At 72.1% G+C, this 21,512-nt stretch carries 20 protein-coding genes; 15 read left to right on the top strand and 5 right to left on the bottom strand.

The annotated features are described in order from the left end of the window. Positions 1-10 precede the first annotated feature (10 nt). Entirely contained in the window at positions 11-862 is an 852-nt protein-coding gene (locus SCAB_RS40315) for a fumarylacetoacetate hydrolase family protein (protein WP_013005816.1), read from the bottom strand. A 410-nt stretch (positions 863-1,272) separates the two neighbouring features. Here SCAB_RS40315 and SCAB_RS40305 point away from each other — a divergent pair, with 410 nt between their 5' ends. The 4 genes from SCAB_RS40305 (at position 1,273) to SCAB_RS40290 (ending at position 5,861) form a co-directional block, all read left to right on the top strand. Next, positions 1,273-2,340: a sugar ABC transporter substrate-binding protein gene (locus tag SCAB_RS40305; protein WP_013005815.1), complete on the top strand. Its 1,068-nt coding sequence runs from the start codon at positions 1,273-1,275 to the stop codon at positions 2,338-2,340. A 90-nt stretch (positions 2,341-2,430) separates the two neighbouring features. Continuing rightward, positions 2,431-4,095: a sugar ABC transporter ATP-binding protein gene (locus tag SCAB_RS40300; RefSeq protein ID WP_013005814.1), complete on the top strand. Its 1,665-nt coding sequence runs from the start codon at positions 2,431-2,433 to the stop codon at positions 4,093-4,095. Between the two features lie 2 nt (positions 4,096-4,097). Next, positions 4,098-5,138: an ABC transporter permease gene (locus SCAB_RS40295; protein WP_013005813.1), complete on the top strand. Its 1,041-nt coding sequence runs from the start codon at positions 4,098-4,100 to the stop codon at positions 5,136-5,138. A 21-nt stretch (positions 5,139-5,159) separates the two neighbouring features. Then, a complete protein-coding gene (locus SCAB_RS40290) occupies positions 5,160-5,861 on the top strand; it encodes a FadR/GntR family transcriptional regulator (RefSeq protein WP_013005812.1) in 702 nt (233 codons plus the stop codon). Between the two features lie 63 nt (positions 5,862-5,924). On the opposite strand, the gene SCAB_RS40285 is transcribed toward SCAB_RS40290, so the two are convergent. Beyond that, the gene (locus tag SCAB_RS40285; protein ID WP_013005811.1) at positions 5,925-7,253 is read right to left on the bottom strand and encodes a phytase; all 1,329 of its coding nucleotides are present in this window, start codon (positions 7,251-7,253) and stop codon (positions 5,925-5,927) included. A 283-nt stretch (positions 7,254-7,536) separates the two neighbouring features. Continuing rightward, complete coding sequence (locus SCAB_RS40280) at positions 7,537-7,836, bottom strand: helix-turn-helix domain-containing protein (protein ID WP_013005810.1); 300 nt, start codon at positions 7,834-7,836, stop codon at positions 7,537-7,539. A 287-nt stretch (positions 7,837-8,123) separates the two neighbouring features. Between SCAB_RS40280 and SCAB_RS40275 the strand changes: the two genes are divergently transcribed. From SCAB_RS40275 to SCAB_RS40235, 10 genes are all read left to right on the top strand, one after another. After that, a complete protein-coding gene (locus SCAB_RS40275; RefSeq protein ID WP_049875904.1) occupies positions 8,124-8,771 on the top strand; it encodes a response regulator in 648 nt (215 codons plus the stop codon). Between the two features lie 171 nt (positions 8,772-8,942). Continuing rightward, positions 8,943-10,202, top strand: coding sequence for a sensor histidine kinase (locus SCAB_RS40270; RefSeq protein WP_013005808.1), 1,260 nt, complete (start codon positions 8,943-8,945; stop codon positions 10,200-10,202). Positions 10,203-10,507: 305 nt separating this feature from the next. Further along, a complete protein-coding gene (locus SCAB_RS40265) occupies positions 10,508-11,938 on the top strand; it encodes a phytoene desaturase family protein (protein ID WP_013005807.1) in 1,431 nt (476 codons plus the stop codon). 179 nt (positions 11,939-12,117) lie between these two features. Continuing rightward, the gene (locus SCAB_RS47485; RefSeq protein WP_013005806.1) at positions 12,118-12,384 is read left to right on the top strand and encodes a hypothetical protein; all 267 of its coding nucleotides are present in this window, start codon (positions 12,118-12,120) and stop codon (positions 12,382-12,384) included. A gap of 141 nt (positions 12,385-12,525) precedes the next feature. Beyond that, the gene (locus SCAB_RS40255; protein ID WP_013005805.1) at positions 12,526-14,445 is read left to right on the top strand and encodes an alpha/beta fold hydrolase; all 1,920 of its coding nucleotides are present in this window, start codon (positions 12,526-12,528) and stop codon (positions 14,443-14,445) included. Then, positions 14,442-15,062, top strand: coding sequence for a hypothetical protein (locus SCAB_RS40250; protein WP_013005804.1), 621 nt, complete (start codon positions 14,442-14,444; stop codon positions 15,060-15,062). The genes SCAB_RS40255 and SCAB_RS40250 overlap by 4 nt, the downstream gene beginning before the upstream one ends. A gap of 2 nt (positions 15,063-15,064) precedes the next feature. After that, positions 15,065-15,190, top strand: coding sequence for a hypothetical protein (locus SCAB_RS49145; protein ID WP_013005803.1), 126 nt, complete (start codon positions 15,065-15,067; stop codon positions 15,188-15,190). A gap of 39 nt (positions 15,191-15,229) precedes the next feature. Then, positions 15,230-17,122, top strand: a complete 1,893-nt coding sequence (locus SCAB_RS40245) for an ABC transporter ATP-binding protein (RefSeq protein WP_041670169.1) — start codon at positions 15,230-15,232, stop codon at positions 17,120-17,122. Positions 17,123-17,201: 79 nt separating this feature from the next. Beyond that, positions 17,202-17,393: a hypothetical protein gene (locus SCAB_RS40240; protein ID WP_013005801.1), complete on the top strand. Its 192-nt coding sequence runs from the start codon at positions 17,202-17,204 to the stop codon at positions 17,391-17,393. Further along, a complete protein-coding gene (locus tag SCAB_RS40235; RefSeq protein WP_013005800.1) occupies positions 17,390-18,196 on the top strand; it encodes a class I SAM-dependent methyltransferase in 807 nt (268 codons plus the stop codon). The genes SCAB_RS40240 and SCAB_RS40235 overlap by 4 nt, the downstream gene beginning before the upstream one ends. A gap of 45 nt (positions 18,197-18,241) precedes the next feature. Here SCAB_RS40235 and SCAB_RS40230 read toward each other — a convergent pair whose 3' ends face one another. Beyond that, positions 18,242-18,637, bottom strand: a complete 396-nt coding sequence (locus SCAB_RS40230; protein WP_013005799.1) for a GNAT family N-acetyltransferase — start codon at positions 18,635-18,637, stop codon at positions 18,242-18,244. 83 nt (positions 18,638-18,720) lie between these two features. On the opposite strand from SCAB_RS40230, the gene SCAB_RS40225 reads away from it, so the two are divergent. Continuing rightward, positions 18,721-19,071 carry a S24 family peptidase gene (locus SCAB_RS40225; RefSeq protein ID WP_037728697.1) on the top strand — a complete coding sequence of 117 codons (351 nt, stop codon included), beginning with the start codon at positions 18,721-18,723 and terminating at the stop codon, positions 19,069-19,071. Positions 19,072-19,387: 316 nt separating this feature from the next. Here the strand turns inward: SCAB_RS40225 and SCAB_RS40220 are convergent, their stop codons facing one another. Further along, positions 19,388-21,436, bottom strand: coding sequence for an AfsR/SARP family transcriptional regulator (locus tag SCAB_RS40220; protein WP_013005798.1), 2,049 nt, complete (start codon positions 21,434-21,436; stop codon positions 19,388-19,390). Positions 21,437-21,512 lie beyond the last annotated feature (76 nt).

The following is a 21,512-nucleotide window of genomic DNA, read 5'->3' as shown; positions in this document are numbered from 1 at the left end:
GGGGTGCCTTTCACGCTTGGCCGAGGGTCTGGCGCTGGCTTCCGAGCCCGTCGATCTCCAGCTCGACGGTGTCACCGGGGCGGAGGTAGGGGGTGCCGGGCAGGCCGAGGGCGACACCGGCGGGCGTACCGGTGTTGATCACGTCGCCGGGCTCCAGGACCATGTGCCGGCTGAGATAGGCCACGATCTCGTGGACCGGGAAGATCATGTCGCGGGTGTGCCCGTCCTGCCGCTTGACGCCGTTGACGCTCAGGCGCAGCCCGAGGTCCTGCGGGTCGCCGGCCTCGTCGGCGGTGACCAGCCACGGGCCCATCGGGTTGAAGGTCTCGCAGGACTTGCCGAGGTCCCACTGCGAGGAGTGCTCCAGCTGGAACTCGCGCTCGGAGACGTCGTGGCTGACCACGTATCCGGCGATCACCGCGGCCGCCTCCTCGGGGCCCTCCAGGTAGCGGGCCCGCCGTCCGACGACGACGCCCAGCTCGACCTCCCAGTCGGTCTTCCCGGAGCCGCGCGGGATCAGCACCTCGTCGTACGGGCCGACGACCGTGCCCGGGTCCTTCATGAAGACCACGGGGCGGGGCGGGATCGCGGCGCCGGTCTCGGCGGCGTGGTCGCGGTAGTTCAGCCCGACGCAGACGATCTTGCCGGGGCGGGCGAGGGGGGCGCCGACGCGCAGGTCCCCGGTGCCGAGCACGGGCAGTCCGCCCGCCGCGACCGCCGCGCGGGCCCGGTCGACTCCCCCGGAGGCGAGGAAGGCGCCGTCGATGTCGGGGGTCACGGAGGACAGGTCCAGCAGCCGGCCGTCGTCGGTGCGGACGGCGGGCCGCTCCTCTCCCGGGGCGCCGACGCGTAGCAGTTTCACTGGGGATGCTCCCTTGCCATGGAGTGACACGTTCATTCATCGGAGGAATGGCGCACCGTGACTGTAGGGGCAGTTCGGCGCGCTGACAACGCATTCCTCGGATGTATGTGACCGACAGGGGCTGCTCCGCAGGTCACGGATCGGTCATGTGCGACATCCTTCCCCGGATGTCCGCCACCTCCCCCTCGATCATGCGGACAACTCGTCGGGAAGGACCTCTTGTCAACTCCGGCAATGCCGTCGTAACGTCCTCGTCGTCCGAGATACATCGGAGGAATCGCCCCACCATCTCGTGGCCGGTCAAACTCCGCTCCTCGTTCACCGGTTGACCCCCGACCCTCCCCTTCGACGGTCCCCTCACGCCTGTCCCGGAGGGCGGCCTCCCCGTCCTGGCTAAGGAGAACCCGGCCATGAAGCTCGCTCGCACCCGCTCCACCGCCGCAGCGGCCTGCGCCCTCGCGGCCCTCACCCTCCTGACCGCGTGCAATCGCGACAGCTCCTCCGGCTCGGCCGGCTCGGGCGGCTCGGGCGGCTCGGGCGGTGACAAGCCCGCCATCGGGATCGACCTGCCGCGCTCCGACTCGGACTTCTGGAACTCCTACGCCGAGTACCTGAAGAAGGACGTGAAGTCCGAGGACATCAACGCCCTGCCGCTCAGCAACTCGCAGAACGACGTGACCAAGCTGGTCGCCAACGTGCAGGTGTTCCAGAACACGGGCGCGAAGGCCGTCGTCATGGCGCCGCAGGACACCGGCGCCATCGCCTCCACCCTCGACACCCTGGCGTCGAAGAAGATCCCCGTGGTCAGCGTCGACACCCGGCCCGACAAGGGCGACGTCTACATGGTCGTGCGCGCCGACAACCGGGCCTATGGCACCAAGGCCTGCGAGTTCCTCGGCAAGCAGCTCGGCGGCAAGGGCAAGGTCGCCGAACTGCAGGGTGCCCTGGACTCCATCAACGGCCGCGACCGCTCCGAGGCGTTCGCCGAGTGCATGAGGACGAAGTACCCCAAGATCAAGTTCTTTGAGCTGCCCACCGACTGGAAGGGCGACGTGGCCTCCGCCAAGCTGCAGAGCCTGCTCGCCCAGCACCCCGACCTGAACGGCATCTACATGCAGGCCGGCGGCGTCTTCCTGCAGCCCACCCTGGCCCTGCTGGAGCAGAAGGGCCTGCTGAAGCCGGCCGGGCAGAAGGGCCACATCTCGATCGTCTCCAACGACGGCATCCCGCAGGAGTTCGACGCCATCCGCAAGGGCCAGATCGACGCCACCGTCTCCCAGCCCGCCGACCTCTACGCCAAGTACGCGCTGTACTACGCCGAGGCCGCGGCCGAGGGCAAGACGTTCAAGCCCGGTGCCACCGACCACGACTCCACGATCATCAAGATCCCCAACGGTCTGGAGGACCAGCTGCCGGCGCCGCTGGTGACCAAGGACAACGTGGACGACAAGACCCTGTGGGGCAACAACGTCGGCTAGCCGGTGCCGGACCGGCACCGGGGCGGAGGGGCGCGGCCCGTCCCTCCGCCCGCACCCTCTCGTACCCACCCCACGAAGGACGGTATCCACATGGCGGACACCGCGACCGCCGCGGCGAACGGCGGCGGGCACCCCGCCGCCGGGAGTCCCGCCCCGGTGGCCGAGGCCACCGGCATCAGCAAGAGGTTCGGCGCCACCGTCGCGCTGCGCGACGCCCGGATCACCATCGCCCCCGGCGAGTCGCACGCGCTCGTCGGCCGCAACGGCGCCGGCAAGTCGACGCTGGTGTCCATCCTGACCGGCCTGCAGCCCGCCGACACCGGGACCCTGCGCTTCTCCGGCGAGGCGGCGCCCGCCGTCGGCGACATCGACGCCTGGCGCTCCCGGGTCGCCTGCGTCTACCAGAAGTCCACGATCATCCCGGACCTGACCGTCGCCGAGAACCTCTTCCTGAACCGGCAGAGCGACGGCGCGGTCCGCCCCATCCGCTGGAAGCGACTGCGGTCACGGGCGGAGGAACTGCTCGCCGGATACGGCGTCGACGTGCGGGCCGGCGCACGGGCGAGGGATCTCACCGTCGAACAGCGGCAGTTCGTGGAGATCGCGCGGGCGCTGTCGTTCGGCGCACGCTTCATCATCCTCGACGAACCGACCGCGAAGCTCGACGCCCGCGGCATCAACCGCCTCTTCGACAAGCTCCGTGACCTCCAGCGCCAGGGCGTCGCCTTCCTCTTCATCTCGCACCATCTGCAGGAGGTGTACGACCTCTGCACCACCGTCACGGTCTACCGCGACGCCTCCCACATCCTGACCGCGCCCGTCGCCCGGCTCGGCCACCAGGAGCTGGTGGAGGCCATGACCGGGGAGACCACCGTCACGGCGGCGGAGGCCGTGGAGAACCGCCCTCCGGTACGGCCCGACTCCCCCGGCCTCCTCACGGTCGAGGGCCTCACCCTGACCGGCGCCTGCGAGGACCTGTCGCTGTCGGTGCGCGCGGGCGAGGTGGTCGGCCTCGCCGGCGCTGCCGCCAGCGGCAATGTGCGGGTCGGTGAGACCGTCGCCGGGCTGCACCGCCCGGAGCGGGGCACGATCTCCGTCGGCGGGCGGCGGGTGAAGGGCGGCAGCGTGCCCTCGGCGCTCGCCGTCGGCGTGGGCCTCGTCCCGGAGGACCGGCACCTCCAGGGCCTGGTCAACAACCGCAGCGTGGCGGAGAACGCCACCCTGACCGTCACCGACCAGCTCGGCCCGTACGGCACGGTGCTGCCCGCCCGGACCAGGAGCTTCGCGCGGCGCATGATCCGCGACCTCGACATCAAGACCCCGGGCGGCTCCACCCCGGTGTCGGCCCTGTCGGGCGGCAACCAGCAGAAGGTGGTGGTCGCCCGCGCCCTGGCCACCGACCCCCAGGTGCTGGTCGCCATCCGCCCCACCAACGGGGTGGACGTCAGGTCCAAGGAGTTCCTGCTGCGCCGGATCCGGCAGGTCGCGGACGCCGGGAAGGCCGCACTGATCGTCTCCGACGAGCTGGACGACCTGAAGGTCTGCGACCGGCTCGTGGTGATGTTCCACGGGCGGGCGGTCGCCGAGTTCGACCGCGGCTGGAAGGACGAGCACGTGGTCGCCGCCATGGAAGGCGTGGCCGGGCGCGGGGAGACCTCCGCCGGGGCCACGGCGGGCCGGGCCGGGGCGTCCGGCACCGCCACCGACGACCGGGCGGACACCGCGCCGGACACCACCGAAGAGCACGGAAGGTAGTCATGTCCGCCACCACTGATGTCACCGACCCCGCCACGGCAGCGGCGCGGGAGACCACCGGGGACACCCGCCGCGGGCTCGACCTCGGTCGCTTCCGTGAGCTGTCCCTGGTCCCGGCGATCCTCGTCCTCGGACTGATCGGGTTCATCGTCTCGCCGGCCTTCCTGACCGCCGACAACCTCATCGGCGTGGCCCAGCAGTCCACCGAGCTGAGCCTGCTGGTGCTGGCCACCGCGCTGATCCTGGTCTGCGGCCGGATGGACCTGTCCCTGGAGTCCACCATCGGCGTGGCGCCCGTCATCGCCGTCTGGCTGGTCCTGCCGACCGGCGGCGCCCGGTTCACCGGGCTCGGGCTGCTGCCCGAGTGGACGGCCGTACCGCTGTGTCTGCTGGTGGGCGTGGTGATCGGGGCCGTCAACGGGTTCCTGATCCTGAAGCTGCGCCTCAACGGCTTCATCGTCACCCTCGGCATGCTCACCATGCTGCGCGGTCTCCAGGTCGCCCTCTCCGAGGGCCAGTCCATCGTCGAACTGCCGTCCTCGTTCACCTACCTGGGCAGGGCGTCCTGGCTGGGTGTGCCGGCCGCGATCTGGATCTGTGTGGTGCTGTTCGCGGCGGGCGGCAGCGCGCTGGCCTGGCTGCGGCACGGCCGGGCGCTGTACGCGATCGGCGGGAACGCGGAGGCGGCCCGCACCGCCGGTATCCGGGTGGACCGGATCGTGTGGACGGTGCTGATCCTCGGCAGTGTGCTGGCCGCGTTCGCCGGCATCCTCTACAGCGGTCACTACGGCTCGATCTCCGCCACCCAGGGCAGCGGCTGGATCTTCCAGGTCTTCGCCGCGACCGTCATCGGCGGGGTGAGCCTCAACGGCGGCAAGGGGTCCGTGTTCGGCGCGCTCACCGGTGTGCTGACGCTCCAGCTCGTCGTGAACGTCATGACGCTGGCGGGTGTCCCGCCCCTGTGGAACCAGTTCCTCAACGGCGCGATCATCATCGTCGCGCTGATCATCTCCCGCTTCGCCTCCGGCGAGAAGCAGGAATAGGCCGCGGCAGGGAGGTCTCTCGTGGCACTGACCGACGAGGCGATGGACAAGATCAAGGCGATGATCGTGGCCGGTGAGCTGGCGCCGGGGTCCCGCCTGCCCAAGGAGGAGATCCTCGCCGCCCAGCTCGGCCTGTCCCGCAGCTCGCTGCGGGAGGCGGTACGGGCCCTGACCGCGATGCGCATCCTGGTCACCCGGCAGGGCGACGGCACCTATGTGTCCAGCCTGGAGCCGCACCTCCTGCTGGAGTCGCTCTCCTTCGCCTCCGACGTCTCCCAGGGACGGACGGCACTGCAACTGCTCCATGTGCGGCGGCTGCTGGAACCCCAGGCCACCGGGGCGGCGGCCGCGCTGCTCACCGCCGACGACCTCCGTGACCTCGGCGGCATCCTGGAGCGGTCACGGGCCGCCGCCACGGTGGAGGAGTTCGTCGGCCACGACATCGCCTTCCATCTGGGGATCGTGGAGGCGGTCGGCAACCCGGTACTGTCCATGCTGATGAAGGTGCTCTCCACCCGCACCCAGCGGGCCCGGATCGTCCGGGGCACCCGCGCGGAGCGGGCCGTGGAGCATGCCCACCGCGAGCACGAGGCCATCCTTCGCGCCCTGCAGGCCCGTGACGCCGCGCTGGCGGTCTCCGCCGCGACGGTCCATGTCGCGGCCCTGGAGCAGTGGATGGCGGACGGACTGGACGAGGACCCCCTCTGCGCGATCGGGGACTGACCGCGCGGAGGGGGCGGAGACGGGGCGGCGGAGAGCAGGGGAAGGTCTGCGGAGAGGCGCCCCTCACATGCCGGTGGCGTCCACCAGGTCTCCGAGATCGACGAACTTGAAGCCGGTGGACGTACGGGTGCCGCCCTCCCCGTCCGGGACGCCGGGGGTCTCGTGGCCGTCCTGGACGACGAGGAGCCCGCGCGGATAGCGGCGGCCCAGCGGGGCGTTGAGGACGGCAGCGCCGTCGCACTCCTGCACGCCGTCGAGGGTGTCCGACGCCGCCCCGATCCGGAAGCCGCCCTCGTACTCGTTGCCCTCGCGCACCTCCCGGTCGTACAGGGCGAAGGTGTCGTCCCCCTGGCTGGAGGCGAGCAGGTACCCGTCCCCGTCCGGCTCCTGATAGATCGTCAGGCCCTCGACGTCGGCCGACAGACGCTTCCCGCCGAAGCCGGGATCGGCCCCCGGCACGCACTCCTCGCTCTCCTCGTCGTACCGTCCGGGGACGCCGTACTGCCTGGTCCTGTCGATCAGGACGGGCCTGCCGGTCAGGTCGGCGCGCAGGCGCCAGACACCGATGTCCTCCTGGCCGGCGTAGAGGGTGCCGGTGGCGGGGTCGACGGCCATGCCCTCGACCTGCGGGAGTTCGCCGGGCTCGCCGCAGGGACTCCAGGTCGTGCCGTCGGGCAGCCGGAAGGAGGAGGGCAGGTCGAGGGTGCGGACCGTGCGGTAGCCGACCTTGCCGTTCGCCGCCGGGAGGAGTTCGAGCAGGGCGAGGCGGGTGCGCTCGCGTCGGCTGACGAGGGCGTAGGAGCGGCCGGTGGCCCGGTCCGTCCAGGTGGCGAGGCCGTACGCGGTGTGCTGGTCGTTGATCTCGGCCTGGTCGGCGGAGAAGACGGGAGCGGCGGCCGGGTCGGTGATGTCGGTCAGCGGGCCGCCGCGGCGGGTGGGGTCGATCCGGTAGATCCGCAAGCGGTCGTTGCCCCGGTCGCTGACCACGGCGACGTCGGTCCGCCCGGCGGGGGTGCGCAGGCCGGTGACGAGGTCGACGTTGTTGTAGCGGCCGGGGGCGTCGTCCCGCGTCGGCGGCTGCGGCGCGGGCAGTGACTGCACCGGGCGGGCGTTCAGGTCGTAGACGCGCAGGCCGCCCTCCTTCGCGGTGGCGACGACGAGGCTGCGGCCGGGGTCGGCGGGGTTGCGCCAGATCGCCGGGTCGTCGGCGTCGGAGTTGCCGCCGGCCTCGTCGTCGTACAGCGCGGCCGTCTCGCTCGTCGCGGTCACCGTCGGGAGGGCGGACCCGGCGGCTCCCGCTCGCGCTCCCGCGGGGGAGACCACGAGCGAGGTGGTCAGCGCGGTGACCGAGACGAGGAGGGCGGCTCTTCCAGCAGTGCGGGGGGTTCTCACAGGTTCGCTTCCTTACCGTCGTGCAGGCCGTCGAGGGTCGTGACTCGCAGATGGTGCGAAGAGAATCCTGCGCCCGCACAGACGTGACCTGTCCATGCCGATTCGGTCAACGGGCCCGGGTTCGGCCGAAGTTCGCCCGCTCGTCACCTGATGTGGCGGGCTGGGCGCGTGGCGAGGTCGAGGAGATGCTCCAGGGGTCCGCGGCGGAACCGCCGGATCCAGAGGGCGGCGAGCAGCGGACGGGCAGGGGGACGGCGGATGAGGTCCCGGGCCCGCCCGCGGTCTACCCGACGCCCAGGGGCTGGGCGCGGACCCCGCTGCGACCCGTCAAGCGGAACGTTTCGTCGAGGTGGTCGAGCGGGTCCGCCCGCAGCGCGAGGATTCCCGCGCACAGCGCCGTGACGACGAGATGCGTACGGTTCTTCGCACACAACTTCTCCCTGATGCTGCGCATATGGGCGGCCACCGTACGAGGTGAGATCGACAGTCTCCGGGACATGTCCGCGTCCGACATGCCGTGGGCCGCCAGCAGGAGAATCTCCAGTTCCCGGGCGCTGAGCCGGCCGTCGCTGTCCATTGCCATGGGGTGCCTGCCTTGTTCGGTAGGGGTCGCGGACCCGTGGGTCGTGCGTCGATTGCGCTGTGACTCTCCCGTGACATCCCGTTCCCGGGCATCGACCGTTCGACCGATACCGGGCAGTAGTCATCAGTCGATGGGCCCGGTCCTGCGGCCGGGACACGCCTTTCGCCGGGAAAGGGCCAACCGCCCCATTCGGCAGGGCAGTTCGGTCCGCCGGCTTCCCCGTAAGGCCGGACCGCCCAGGTGATCCATGGCATGCTCGCCGCGTGAGCGACGCCCCCATACGCGTGATGATCGCCGACGATCAGGACCTGGTCCGGGCCGGCTTCCGTCTCATCCTGGACGCCCAGCAGGGCATCGAGGTGGTCGGGGAGGCCGCCGACGGGCTCGCGTGCGTGGAGTCGGCACGCGTACTGCGGCCGGACGTGTGCCTGGTGGACGTTCGGATGCCGAAGCTGGACGGACTGGAGGTCACCCGGCTGCTCGCCGGGCCGGGAGCGACACACCCGACCCAGGTCGTGGTGGTCACCAGCTTCGACCAGGACGACTACCTCACCATCGCGCTGCGCAACGGCGCGTGCGGTTTCCTGCTGAAGGACGCCGCGCCCGCCCTGCTGATCGAGGCGGTGCGGTCGGCGGCGCGCGGCGACGCACTGGTCTCGCCCGGGGTGACGGTCCGGCTGCTGCGGCTGCTGGAGGAACGGACGTCGGCCGCCGCAGGCGGGGTGCCCGGCTCGGCGCTCAGCGCACGGGAACTGGAGGTCGCCCGGCTCGTCGCGGTGGGCCGCACCAACCAGGAGATCAGCGACGAGCTGTGTCTGTCCCTGTCCACGGTGAAGACGCATCTGGGCCACATCCACCACAAGCTGGGGGTGCGCAACCGTGTCGAGGTGGCCGCGTGGGCCTGGGCCAACGGGACGGTGCGGACGGAGCGTTGAGGGGGGAATCATGTTCGCCCTGTGGATGATCTGTGTCCCTCCCCACAGATCGGACTTCCGTCTCCCGGAAGGACATGTGCATGCCTAGCCTCCGGTGACATGACCACCTCGTCACTCACGGCACTTTCGGCACAGGCGACCCGGCCGCACCACGGTGCTCCCCGGTTACCCATGCGGCAGCTGAAGCACTGCGCCCTGTACCCGGCGCTGGGCGCACTGCTGGTTCTCGACGTGGTCGTCATCGGGGTCCATCAGCGCGGTCCCGTGGACTGGCTGCCGCTGGTGACCGGCCCGCTCGCCCTGGCGCTGGTGGTGGTACCGGCCCCGCGGCTGAGCACCGAGTGGCGGGCGGGGATCTGTGCGGGTCTCTCCACGGCGGTGACGCTGGGCACCTCCCTGATGGGGTCGGACCTGCCCGCGTGGGGGCTGCTGGAGACGGCGTGCATGCTCGTCCTGCTGATGCGCATCTGCCGCAACGTCTCCCGGCCCGGCATCGTCCTGGCCCTGGCCGCCGCGCTGGGGGCGAGCGTCATCGACGAACCCCTGCGCACCGGGGGCACGGGCATCACGCTGACGTACCCCTTCCTGCTGACGTTCGCGGTCGGCGGGGCCGTGGGCGGGGGCTGCTACCTGCGGACGCTGGACGCCCGGCGGCGTCGGACGATCTCCGCCGTCCGGCTCGCCGAGCGGATCCAACTCGCCCGGGAACTGCACGACTTCGTGGCTCACCATGTGACGGGCATCATCGCGCAGGCCCACGCCGCCGGGGTGATCCACGAGAGCGCGCCCCATCAGGTCGGCCCCATCCTGGGCAACATCGCCGAGGCCGGGCAGCGGACCATGGACTCCATGCGGCGTCTGATCAGCGTGCTGCGCGAGGACGGTGAGCAGGGTGCCATCGAGTGCCCCGAGGCTCCCTACGCCGAACTCGCCCGACTCGTCTCGGCCTTCAGCGGCCAGGGGGACGGATCGTCCGCCCAGCTGGAGGTCACCGGGGTCGCCCGCGGGAGCACGCTGCTGCCCGAAGTGGGCTGCGCGGTCCACCGTGTGGTGCAGGAGGCGCTGACCAACGTACGGCGGCACGCACCGGGGACCCGGGCGACCGTACGCGTCCAGCGCACGCGTGGCGATCTGCTCCGGGTGGACGTCCACAACGGCGGCCCCGAGGGCCGGGTCTCCCGTCCCACGGGGGGCCGCGGCGGCTACGGCCTGATCGGGCTGCGCGAGCGGGTCGAGGCCGTCGGCGGCTCGCTGACGGCGGGCCCCGCCGACGACGGCGGATGGTGGCTCATCGCCCACTTCCCGGTCCTCGAAGACGCCCCGCCCGCGAGCACGGAGAAGTCCGCGGCGCCCCGGCGGCCGGCCGGACGGCACGCCAAGCCGCCCGCACACGCGGAACCGGAACCGGACATGAGCTGGGACGCGGGATAGGCGGCCCGGGAGGCGCCGACGCGACGCGGCGGTGAAATAGGCAATTCTGCGCATCGCGCCGGGCCGGTGGACGCATTAATCTCGGAGAGCCAAAGGCGCCGGGACGTCCTTCCCTCGTCCCGCAGAGCGGTGAACCGGCCCGGGACCGGGCCCTTTCGAGGGCCCGCTCCTTTCTTTTCCGGCCCGCCGTTCCGTGCCTTTCGGCGGACCGATGTCCCTCTGCGGGGAAAACAGGAAAGCGCAGAAAAACGCAGGGAAACCGCTGACGCACAGGACGCGGGAGACTCGAAGGACCCGGGAGACACATGACTACGGCCGTCGTGGTGGGCAGCGGTCCGAACGGTCTCGCGGCCGCCGTGTACCTCGCCCGGGAGGGCGTCGAGGTCACCGTCCTGGAGGCTGCCGGCACCATCGGCGGCGGTACCCGCACCAGCGAACTGACCCCGGGACTCCTGCACGACCACTGCTCCGCCACCCACCCGATGGCCGTCGGTTCGCCGTTCCTGCGCAGCCTCGACCTGGGGCGCCACGGCCTGACCTGGCGCCTGCCGGACATCGACTGCGCGCATCCGCTGGACTCCGGCGAGGCCGGTGTGCTGCACCGGTCGGTCCAGGAGACGGCGGACGGACTCGGCGGGGCCGACGGACGCCGGTGGCGGCGGGTGTTCGGGCCGCTGGCGGACGGCTTCGACGCGCTGGCCGAGGACCTCATGCGGCCGCTCACCCACGTGCCCCGCCATCCGCTGCGGCTGGCGGCCTTCGGGCCGCAGGCGCTGCTGCCGGCCGCCGTGACGGCCCGGCTGTGGCGGTCACCGGCCGCCCGGGCCCTCTTCGGCGGGGTGGCCGCACACGCCTTCCGCCCGTTCCACCGGCCGGCGAGCGCCGCCGTCGGGCTGACGATCATCGCGGCGGGCCACCGGCACGGCTGGCCGGTGGCGGCGGGCGGCTCCCGGGCCATCGCCGACGCGCTCGCGGCGCGGCTCGCGGAATGCGGAAGCCGGATCGAGACCGGTGTGCGGGTGCGCACCCCGGCCGACCTGCCACCGGCCGACGTGGTGCTCTTCGACCTCGCGCCCCGCGCGGTGGCCGACATCCTGGGTGACCGGCTGCCGCGGCGGGTCGCGCGCGCCTACCGCCGCTTCCGCCACGGACCCGGAGCCTTCAAGGCCGACTTCGCGGTCGAGGGCGGTGTCCCGTGGACCAGCGAGGCGGCCCGCCGGGCGGGCACCGTCCACCTCGGCGGGACCTTCGAGGAGGTCGCCCACACCGAGCGGACGATCCACGCCGGGCGCATGCCGGAGCGGCCCTTCGTGCTGGTCGGCCAGCAGTACCTGGCCGACCCGAGCCGTTCGAAGGGCGACCTCCACCCGGTCTGGACCTACGCCCACGTCCCGCACGGCTACGACGGTGACGCGACCGAGGCGATCATCGGGCAGATCGAGCGGTTCGCCCCCGGGTTCCGTGAGCGCGTCCTCGACATGGCCGTCCGCCCGCCGGCCGCGTTCGAGACCTACAACCCGAACTACGTCGGGGGCGACATCGTCACCGGGGCCAACACCGCCCTGCAGCTGGCGATGCGCCCCCGCCTGGCGCTCGACCCGTACCGCACGGGAGTTCCCGGCATGTACCTCTGCTCCGCCGCCTCGCCGCCGGGTGCCGGCGCCCACGGCATGTGCGGAGCGAACGCCGCCGCGTCGGCGCTGCGCCACCTCGGGCGGCGGCCCGGCGGGGGCTGAGACGCGCGAGAGAATTCGAAAGGGCCTGGACCGATTCGGTCCGGGCCTTTTCTGTCACCCGGTTCACGAATAGGCATTTTTATCGATGCGCAGGCGGTCGACGGAAGCCTATTGTTTTCTCCAGAAGGGCACCGGAAGAAAAGAACTTCCGAAGTCCCGAAAGCGAGAGGATAAAAGAAATGAGCAGCATCGAGAACGCGCTGAACAGCGTCGAGATCCCCGTCGAGGGTGTCGTCTACGTCGCCGCTCGCCCGACCCTGGGCACCCCGCGCATCGCGCGGATCGGCCGGATCGCCCAGGCGGCCGAGGGCATCGGAGCCATCGCGGCTGCGGCCACCGCGGGCGTCGGGGTCGCCCAGGCGGCCGAGGCCAACAACCTGGCGGCGGAGGCCAACGCCCAGAACGCCGCCGCTCTCGCCGCGGTCGGCGGCGCGCCCGCCTCCTGACCCGGCGGTGAACACCGGGCGGTGAACACCCGGCAGTGAACGCACAAGGAACCCGCTGTCGGACCAGAGGGCTGTTCTGGTCCGGCAGCGGGTTCTCCGCACGCGAAAAACGTGCTCAAAAGTACCAGGAGAAGAGGTTCCATGAAACTCGTCCGAAGGATCAATTCCGCCGTGCCGGGCCGGGTCGCCTCCGCGGTGTTCAGCCCGATACCGGTGGGCCGGGACCGTGCGCTGGGCCTGTCGGAGCGGCTGGCCGCCGCGACGAGCCTCACCTCGTCCCTCGAATACCTCACCCAGCGCCACGAGATGGGCAAGGGGGGCATGAACGACTGGGAGATCGCCCGGGACAGCATCGCGCACGCGAACCCGCTGGTGCGCCGGCTGATCGACATCGCCAGCGGTCAGCGGACCACGACGGCCCTGCACGTGACGCGCGCCGCGGTCGCCTCCGCCATGCTGCTGCCGGGCGGGTCGGCCTGGCGCGGGGCGGGCAGCCTCTTCCTCGGCGCGACCTCGGCCCTGCTCGGCCCCCGCCAGCACTACGGCAGCGACGGCGCCGACCAGGTGGCGACCCTCGTCCAACTCGCCACGGGAGGCGCCCGCCTGGTGCCCTCGCCGGCCGCCAAGGACGCGCTCCTGTGGTACGTCGCCCTGCAGTCCAACCTCTCCTACCTGGTCTCCGGCTGGGTGAAGCTGCTGGGCCCCGACTGGCGCGACGGCTCCGCCCTGCCCGGCGTGATGCGCACCCACACCTACGGCCACCAGGGCATGCACGCCTGGATCCGGAGCAACCCCCGGGCCGCCAGGCTGCTCGCCCACGGCGTGCTGGCGCTGGAGTGCCTCTTCCCGCTCGCCTACCTCAAGGGCGGCCGGCTGACCCGTCCCGTCCTCGCGAGCGCCGCCGCGTTCCACCTGGCCAACGGCTACTTCATGGGGCTCGGCCGGTTCGCGACCGCGTTCCCCGCGATGCACCCCCTGATCGCCTACACCGCGGCTCCCCGCACCCACCCCGCCGTCGCGGGACGCGACGACCGCGCTCTGCCCGCCGCGCTCACCGCGCTCGCCGGGGCCACGGCGGCCGCGGCCGTCACCGCCGTCCAGCGGCGCATGCGTGCCACCGAGGGCTGGTGGACCTCCCGTGTGCTGACGACCCGTCACGGCAACCGGCTCCAGTACGAGGAGATGTCGGCGGGCGACACCGACCGGCCGGTCTTCGTGCTGGCCGCCGGCCTGCTGTCCACCAGTGAGCACTACGCCTGGATCAGCGAGCGCCTGTCCTACGAGACCACCTACGGCGTCCTCACCTACGCCCGCGCCGGATACGCCGGAAGCCGCCGCAGGGCGGTCACCGCCTACCGGCTCACGGAGTCCGTCGACGACCTCGTCGACCTGGTGAACGGGGCCGTGGCTCCGCACCGCAAGGTGATCCTGGTGGGCCACTCGATCGGCGGCGAACTCGCCCGTCGTGCCGTGCGGCAGCTCGGCGACCGCGTGCACGGCGTCGTGTACCTCGACTCCTCGCACCCGGACCAGTTCAACCGCTCCGCCCAGCAGCGGGTGTCCGGTGCCGGTCTGGGCAGCTCCTTCGCGTCCATGAGCCGGGCACTGCGCCTGGGCACCGGGGCCCTGCTGACCCGCCCGTGGTGGATCAGGGAACTGCCCGCCGCCTACCACGACAAGGTCTTCGCCCAGTACGGGGACGCGCGGATGTGGTACGCGGCCCGGCGCGAATGGGCGGCGCTGCAGGAGGACTTCAAGACGTTCTCCGGACCGCTCGACCGGATCGACGGGGTGCCCGCCCTGGTGATCTCCGCCCAGCGGACGGTGGACCGCGACCCCGAGCAACTGCTGATGCACCGTGAACTCGCCGAGGCGCACCGCCGGGCGCCCAGCGAGACGGTCGTCGTCGAGGGCGCGGGGCACGACTCACTGCTGATCAACAGCCGCTACGCCCACCAGGTCACCGACCGTGTGCTCGCGTTCTTCCAGGGCGTCGAGGACAAGGCCGGGGCTCCCCGGCGGACCAGGTCCGTCACGCTCGACAAGGAGACCGCGCGATGAGCACCCCCCGGCTACTCCCGTCGCGCAACCCGTTCACCGGCGAGGGCGCGGCCTGGCGGATCGCCGGCGCGGCCATGCTGGTCGTCACGGTCGCCGGCCAGCATCCCTTCGAGCAGTTCTCCCGGTTCCGTGCCAAGGACGTGCTGTCCCTGGTGCCGAACTGGCGGTTCTTCGCCCCCAACCCCTGTATGCACGACAGCCACTTCCTCTACCGCACGGTGGACGCGGACGGCAACGCCGCGGCCTGGCAGGACGCGTTCGCCACGGAGACCCGCAAGCCCCGGCACATCGTGTGGTTCCCGACCCGCCGCGCGGACAAGGGGATCGTCGACGCGTGCGCCGACATCCTGCCGACCCTGGAGTTCGGCGGCTTCGAGGGGGCCGCACGCACCCCCGGGTACCGGATGGTCACCGAGCACCTGCGCGTCCTCATCAGGTCCCGGGGGCCCGTACCCGCGGACGTCCGCGGCTTCCAGTTCGCCCTGGCCAAGGACACCGGCTACGACACGCGCCACCGTCCCTCCCTGCTGTTCGTCTCCCCCTTCGTCCCCCTGGACCCCCAGGCCCCGGGCACCCCGCTGACACGGGCCCCGGCCAAGACCCCCGCAAAGGTGTGACCATGGACAACGCGACCCCCTTCATCCTCCTCGGCCTGCTGATCTTCGCGGTCGGCCTGCTCAAGGCGGGCCTGCGGCTCGCCCGGGACCGCGCGGAACCGGACGAGGACGGCGGGGAGCACGAGTGAACCGGGTCCGGGCGGCCACCGCGGGGCCGTGGGCGCGCGATGAGTGACCGTCCGCCCGGCCGGGGGCGGCACACCCGCCCGCAGGATCCGCCGGTGAACCTGGAGAAGGCGGGCGCGCCCGGCGCCGGACGGCGCGCCGCGCACCGGGCGGTGCCCCAGCTCGACCTGCATCTGCTGTGGGGCGAGGGGGCCCGGCCCTGGCGGGCCATGGGCCGGCACCGCCGCATGGTCCTGCTCGGCATCCTCCTCGGCCTGCTGGGCGCCGCGACGTCCCTGGCCCAGCCCGCGGTCATCGGCAGCCTGGTCGGCGCCGTCGGCGAGGGACGCTCGCTGACCGGCCCGATCATGGTGGGCGCCGCCCTGTTCATCGCCGACGCCACCCTGGGCGCACTCCACTCGTACGTCATCGGGCTGGCCGGGGAGAACATCGTCTACGACATCCGCAGGAACCTGGCCTCGCGGCTGCTGCGCTCCCGGTTCCGGGCGTACAGCGGGCTGCAGCAGGGCGATGTGTTCTCCCGGATGGTCAGCGACACCATGCTCGCCCGCTCCACGATGACGCACGCGATCGACAGCATCCTCAACAACAGCTTCCTGGTCGTCGGCGGCGTCGTCCTGATGGCCTGGATCGACACCGTGCTGCTCGCCGCCACCCTGGTCTGTCTGGGCGTCACCAGCGCCGTCTCGCTCTATCTGGCGCGCGGGGTGCGGAAGGTGTCCTTGCTCAACCAGACCGACCTGGGCACCTTCGGCACCGCCCTGCTGCGGGTGCTCGGGGCGATGCCCACCGTGAAGGCGTCCCGGGCCGAGGACCGGGAGGCCGAGGGGATCGCGGCCATCGCCCGGCGGGCCCGGAAGTCGGGGATCAAGGTGACGGTGATGTCGTCGCTGCTCGACCCGACCATGAGCATCGGCACCCAGCTCGCCCTGACGGTCGTCATCGGTCTGGGCGCGGCCCGCACCGCGACCGGGGCGATGCCCACCGCCGACCTGACGGCGTTCATCCTCTACCTGTTCTATCTGGTGGCCCCGCTGCTGACGCTGTTCGAGTCGATCGCGCAGTTCCAGATCGGCAGGGCGTCGGTGGAACGGCTCGCGGAGCTCGGCAGGATCGAGGTCGAGACGGACCCGGACGACAGCCGTCCGGCCGAACAGCCGCGTACCGCCCGGCCGTTCGGGCGCGGGTACGAACCCGGCCTCGTCTTCGACGGCGTCCGGTTCTCCTATCCCGGCAGCGACAGGGTCGTCCTCGACGGCGTCTCGTTCACCGTCCCCGCCGAGGGGCTGACCGCCGTCGTCGGCCCCTCCGGCGGCGGCAAGTCCACCGTCTTCCAGCTGATCGAGCGGCTCTTCGACCCGGTGGCCGGCGTGATCCGCATCGACGGCACGGACATCACCGACCTGCCGCTCAACCGTCTGCGGTCCATCGTCGGCTACGTCGACCAGGACCACACCCTGCTGCGTGGCACCGTCCGGGAGAACCTCACCTACAGCGCGCCGGACGCCGACGACAAGGACATCGCCGAGGCACTGCGCATGGCCAACCTGACCGAGGTGATCGCCGCGCTCCCGCAGGGCCTCGACACCGCGCTCGGCGACCGCGGCGCCGGCCTGTCGGGCGGTCAGCGTCAACGCCTCGCCATCGCCCGTACGTTGCTGCAGGCGCCCCGCTTCCTGCTGCTGGACGAGGCCACCGCGAACCTCGACACCGAATCGGAGAACGCGCTGCGCGACAGCATCGCGATGATCTCCGGCTTCTGCGCGGTCATCGCCATCGCCCACCGCCTGTCCACGGTCACCGAGGCCCGGCAGATCGTCGTGCTCGACCGGGGGCGGGTGCACGCCGTCGGAACGCACGACGAACTCCACCGGCACAGCGAGCTGTACCGCCGGCTCGCCCGGCTCCAGGAACTCAGCGACCTGGCGTCCTGAGCCGGCAGGTAACAGCGGGGACCGGCGGCACCACCGGATCCGCTCCGACAGGAGAAAGACATCCCGACAGGAGAAGTGCATGAACGACTTTCTGCTCATCCCGTCCGTGGTGGCCCTCGGCATCGTCGGCTTCCTCATCGCCACCCGGGCCGTCAGCACCCCCGCCGTCATCGGCGTCGCCCTCGTGGTGCTGTGGGGCGCCTGCTCCCAGGCCAGAAGCACCGTCCACCCGAGGCACACCTCGTCCAAGAAGCGGAGGCAGCACCCATGAGCACCACCACGACACCCCCTGCGCCCGGCCCCACGTCGAGCGCCGTCGTCGAGGACATCGGCTACGGCCGGCAGTTCGGCGACTGGTACCACCGGCTGTTCCCGGACGACGCCTCGGTGGTCGACGAGGTGGAACGCCTGGTCCTCCTGCATCCCGATCCGGGCCTGGGCACCGTCGAGTTCGGTGTCGGCACCGGGCGGATAGCGCTCCCGCTGTCGCGCCGCGTCGGACCGGTCACCGGCGTCGACTCCTCTCCGGAGATGCTCGACGTGCTCCGCCGCGACCTGGCCGACGACACCCCCGTCGAGCCCGTGCACGGCGACATCTGCGTCTACACCGCCGAGCGGACCGTGGGGCTCGTGTACTGCGTCTGCGCGACCCTGTCGATGCTGCTCACGCCCGAGGAGCAGCAGTCGGCGGTGCGTCGCGCGGCCGAACTGCTGGCCCCCGGCGGCAGGCTGGTGATCGAGACCCACAACAAGCCGGCCATCGTCGCCCTGCACGAGGGCAGCGCCCGCGCCACCTACTTCTCGCCCTACCCGGAGCCGGGCACCGGTCTGCAGAGCCACTCCGTCCTGCTGCCGCAGGGGTCGCTGTGGCACCTGTCCCACGTCTGGTACGAGGCCGACGGCACGACCCGCGTGGGCACCGAGGTCTCCCGGCTCACCGACCCGGACGAGATGGACGCCTACGCCCGCGCCGCCGGGCTCGTCCCCGAGCACCGCTTCGGCGACTGGCCCGCCGACGCGGCCCCCTACTCCCCGGAGTCCCCGCTGGCCATCTGCACCTACGTCAAACCCTGACCGCCGGGGGCAGCACGGGGGGCCGGGACGCGTCCCGACCCCCCGTCACAGTGCGATCAGACCGGCCGCCGTGTCCTTGAAGCCGCAGGCGTCGACGTAGAACGGCCGCAGGTGCTCCTCGAAGTCGACGTGCAGCCACTGGCATCCGGCGGCACGGGCCTCGCGGGCGGCGGCCTCGATCAGCGCGACGCCGACGCCGCTGCCACGACGATGCGCCGCGACCACCGTGTCCAGGACGAAGGCGTGCACGCCCCCGTCCCAGACGACGTTGACGAAGCCGATCAGCTCTCCGTCCTCCCCCGCGCAGACCCGGCCGAGGCTGTGCCGTTCCAGTCGTCCGCGCCAGTCCGTCGCGGTCACCGGATGGCCGAAGCCGTCCGCGTGCAGTGCGTCGAGGGCCGTGTTGTCGAAGGGGCCCCGCCACTCGTAGGAGATCGTCACGCGCCGATCGTAGGGCGACCGCGGGCACCGCCGCGCGAACTTAATCGGTGGGGCTGTGGGCGGAGATCTGCCACGCTCCTCGCATGGGTGCCTTGGACATGGTGGCGGAGCGGGTCGCGGGCGGGGCGACCGTGACGTTCCGGCCCAGCGGCTCCTCGATGGTGCCGCTGATACGCAGTCGCCAGCAGGTGACCGTCGCTCCCGTGGACCCGACGAAGGTCGAGGCCGGGGACATCGTCCTGGCACGGGTCGCGGGGACGGTCTACCTGCACCTGGTGTCCTCCGTGGACCATGCCAGGAAGCGGGTGCAGATCAGCAACAACCGCGGCCACGTCAACGGCTGGACCGGCCACGGGAGCGTCTTCGGCATCTGCGTGACCGTCGACGGAGCGGCCCGCCCGGGAACGACGGGCAAGACGCGGCCCGGCGGGTGACGCACCGGATCCCCGGCCGGCGACACGGCAGCCGGTACGCCGACTCAGGTGACGAGGGCACGCCGAGGTGGGTTCCTTCGCCGGCCGGTCGGGGGCGCGCCGGCGAGCACCGCTTCGGTCAAGGGGTCCATGGGGGGCTCCTGAAGTGTCGTCACCGGGCGGTCCGGCGGGCGGGCGCGGACGGGCCGAGGGGAGGGCGGCAGCACGGAGAGGGCGGCTGCGGGAGGTCGTGGGAGAAGGACGTCGAGGGGACGGGGAGGGACGCGACGCCCGGGAGGACGGGCCGGGCGGCGGTCCGCCGGCTGCCGGCCGGGGTTCACCCGGACGCGGCCCGGGGCGCCACGACCGGTGGCAGCCGTGCCCGTAGCTCACCGACCAGCCGGCGGCCGACCAGGTCGACGCCGGTCCGCTCCGCCTCGGCGAGGGCCTCGACGAGTCCGGCGCGGTCGTCGTCCGTCCAGTGCACGGTCGGCAGGCGCAGGAGGTACGTCCCCTCGAGTTCCCCCGTCCGGCCCGGACGGACGCTCCGGAAGAGGGTGTGCAGATACCACCGGAGCAGGCGGCGCAGTGTCTGCACCCGGTACTCCGGACACTCCTCGGCGTCGGCGCGTTCACGGGCGTACGCGCGCACCAGCGCGTCGAGGTGGTAGCGGAAGTGGTCGTGCTCGCGCAGCAGGTGCGCGTCGACCAGCACGTCGAGCACGTCCTCGGCGTTCTCCCGGGAACAGCCCAGCAGCACCGCCGCGGTCTCGCCGCGGACGTACGGCATGTTGCCCGCGCCGAGTGTGCGGAACGCCGCCGCGAGATCGATGCCGTGCACGGACCGGCCGTGCACGGCGGCGTATCCCGCGTCGAGTCCGGTGCGGACCGACAGGTCGCCGAGGTGCAGTTCGTCGAGCAGACGCCGCTGTTCGAGCAGGCGGTGCGCCAGGGCTCCGAGGCTGCGGCGGGGTCGTGAGCGCAGCCGGGTGCCGACGATGCGCAGGGCCAGCGGCACACCGGCGCACGCTTCGACGAGCCGGTGTGCGGCGGCGCGTTCGGCGTCCACGCGGGAACGGCCGGCGAATCGTTCCAGCAGTTGCAGCGAGGCTTCCTCGTCGAGCGCGTCCAGGGTGACGTCGTGGACCCCTTCGAGGTCGGCGAGCCGGTTGCGGCTGGTGACGATCACCCGGCTTCCGCCGCTGCCGGGGATGAGGGGGCGGACCTGGGCGGTGCTCACGGCGTCATCGAGCACGATGAGCATGCGGCGGTCGGCGACCAGGGACCGGAAGAGGGAGCTGCGGTTGACCATCGTTCTCGGCACCGCGACATCGGGCACCCCGAGGCCGACGAGCAACCGGGCGAGGACCTCGGCGGGTTGCGCGGGTTTCCCCGTGCTGCCCTCCAGGTCCGCGTAGACCTGTCCGTCGGCGAAGTCACCGCGGACGGCGTGGGCCGCGTGCAGTGCCAGCGCGGTCTTGCCGGTGCCGGCGGCACCGTTGATCACGACCGTGGTGGCCGGGCCCGCGGCGGGCGCCCTGCCGCGCAGCAGCCGTCCCAGCGCGGCGGTCTCCTGGTCTCGGGCAATGAAGTCCGTGACGCCCTGGGGCAGTTGGGCGGGGGTCGGCCAGCCGGGCCAGGGCCCGCCGTGGCCGCCGGGCGTCTCGGGGCGCTCCTCGAAGGCGGCCCGGTGCCGCGGCGGCTCGTCCTCGGCACGCAGGATGCGCCGCTGGACGGCCCGCAGTTCGGAGCCGGGCTCGGTGCCGAGCTGGTCGATGAGCGCGGCGCGGGTCCGCTGGAACAGGTCGAGGGCCTCCGGCTGCTGGCCCGAGCGGAACAGCGCCAGCATGAGACGGCCGATGAGTCCCTCGTGGAGCGGATGTTCCCGCACCATCTGCCACAGCTCGGGCAGGATCTCGGCATGGCGCTGCAGATCGAGCTCGAGGTCCACGCACCAGATGCGGGTCTGCAGATGGAGCCGCTGCAGATGGGAGACCTCCATGTCCTGAAGGGTGCGCGAGGGTACGTCCATCAGCGGGTCGTGCCGCCACAGGGCGAGCGCTCTGCGGAGTTCCTCGGCGGCTTGCGCGGTGCGGCCCGCCTGGACGAGGGCGTCGGCGGTCTTCCGGTGGGCGGTGAACCGTCCGAGGTCGGTCTCGTCCTCCTCCAGTTCGATCAGATAGCCGGGCGCTCGGGTGGTGATCCGCGCCCTCCCGGCCATGCCCAGGACCTGACGTAACCGCATGACATAGGTGCGGATCGTGGCGACGGCGCTGGGCGGCGGGGTGCCGTCCCAGACAAAGCTCGCGATGTTGTCCACCGGGACCACTCGGTTCGCGTTGAGCACGAGGGCGGCGAGGATCACCCGCTGCCTCGCGGCGGGCACTCTCAATTCGTTCCCGCCCGACCGGATGACCAGGGGACCTAGCAACAAGAACTCCATAACTGCCTCACCCCTACGA

The sequence above is a fragment of the Streptomyces scabiei 87.22 genome, from assembly GCF_000091305.1.
In the GTDB taxonomy this organism is placed as follows: Bacteria; Actinomycetota; Actinomycetes; order Streptomycetales; family Streptomycetaceae; genus Streptomyces; species Streptomyces scabiei.
This window is presented reverse-complemented; position numbering and strand designations above follow the sequence as displayed.

Coding starts and splice junctions, on each gene's coding strand:
- SCAB_RS40280 (WP_013005810.1), bottom strand. CDS start 7,836: ATGGCAATGGACAGCGACGGCCGGCTCAGCGCCCGGGAACTGGAGATT.
- SCAB_RS40255 (WP_013005805.1), top strand. CDS start 12,526: ATGAAACTCGTCCGAAGGATCAATTCCGCCGTGCCGGGCCGGGTCGCC.
- SCAB_RS49145 (WP_013005803.1), top strand. CDS start 15,065: ATGGACAACGCGACCCCCTTCATCCTCCTCGGCCTGCTGATCTTCGCG.
- SCAB_RS40300 (WP_013005814.1), top strand. CDS start 2,431: ATGGCGGACACCGCGACCGCCGCGGCGAACGGCGGCGGGCACCCCGCC.
- SCAB_RS40225 (WP_037728697.1), top strand. CDS start 18,721: ATGGGTGCCTTGGACATGGTGGCGGAGCGGGTCGCGGGCGGGGCGACC.
- SCAB_RS40245 (WP_041670169.1), top strand. CDS start 15,230: ATGAGTGACCGTCCGCCCGGCCGGGGGCGGCACACCCGCCCGCAGGAT.
- SCAB_RS47485 (WP_013005806.1), top strand. CDS start 12,118: ATGAGCAGCATCGAGAACGCGCTGAACAGCGTCGAGATCCCCGTCGAG.
- SCAB_RS40295 (WP_013005813.1), top strand. CDS start 4,098: ATGTCCGCCACCACTGATGTCACCGACCCCGCCACGGCAGCGGCGCGG.
- SCAB_RS40270 (WP_013005808.1), top strand. CDS start 8,943: ATGCGGCAGCTGAAGCACTGCGCCCTGTACCCGGCGCTGGGCGCACTG.
- SCAB_RS40305 (WP_013005815.1), top strand. CDS start 1,273: ATGAAGCTCGCTCGCACCCGCTCCACCGCCGCAGCGGCCTGCGCCCTC.
- SCAB_RS40275 (WP_049875904.1), top strand. CDS start 8,124: ATGATCGCCGACGATCAGGACCTGGTCCGGGCCGGCTTCCGTCTCATC.
- SCAB_RS40240 (WP_013005801.1), top strand. CDS start 17,202: ATGAACGACTTTCTGCTCATCCCGTCCGTGGTGGCCCTCGGCATCGTC.
- SCAB_RS40265 (WP_013005807.1), top strand. CDS start 10,508: ATGACTACGGCCGTCGTGGTGGGCAGCGGTCCGAACGGTCTCGCGGCC.
- SCAB_RS40235 (WP_013005800.1), top strand. CDS start 17,390: ATGAGCACCACCACGACACCCCCTGCGCCCGGCCCCACGTCGAGCGCC.
- SCAB_RS40250 (WP_013005804.1), top strand. CDS start 14,442: ATGAGCACCCCCCGGCTACTCCCGTCGCGCAACCCGTTCACCGGCGAG.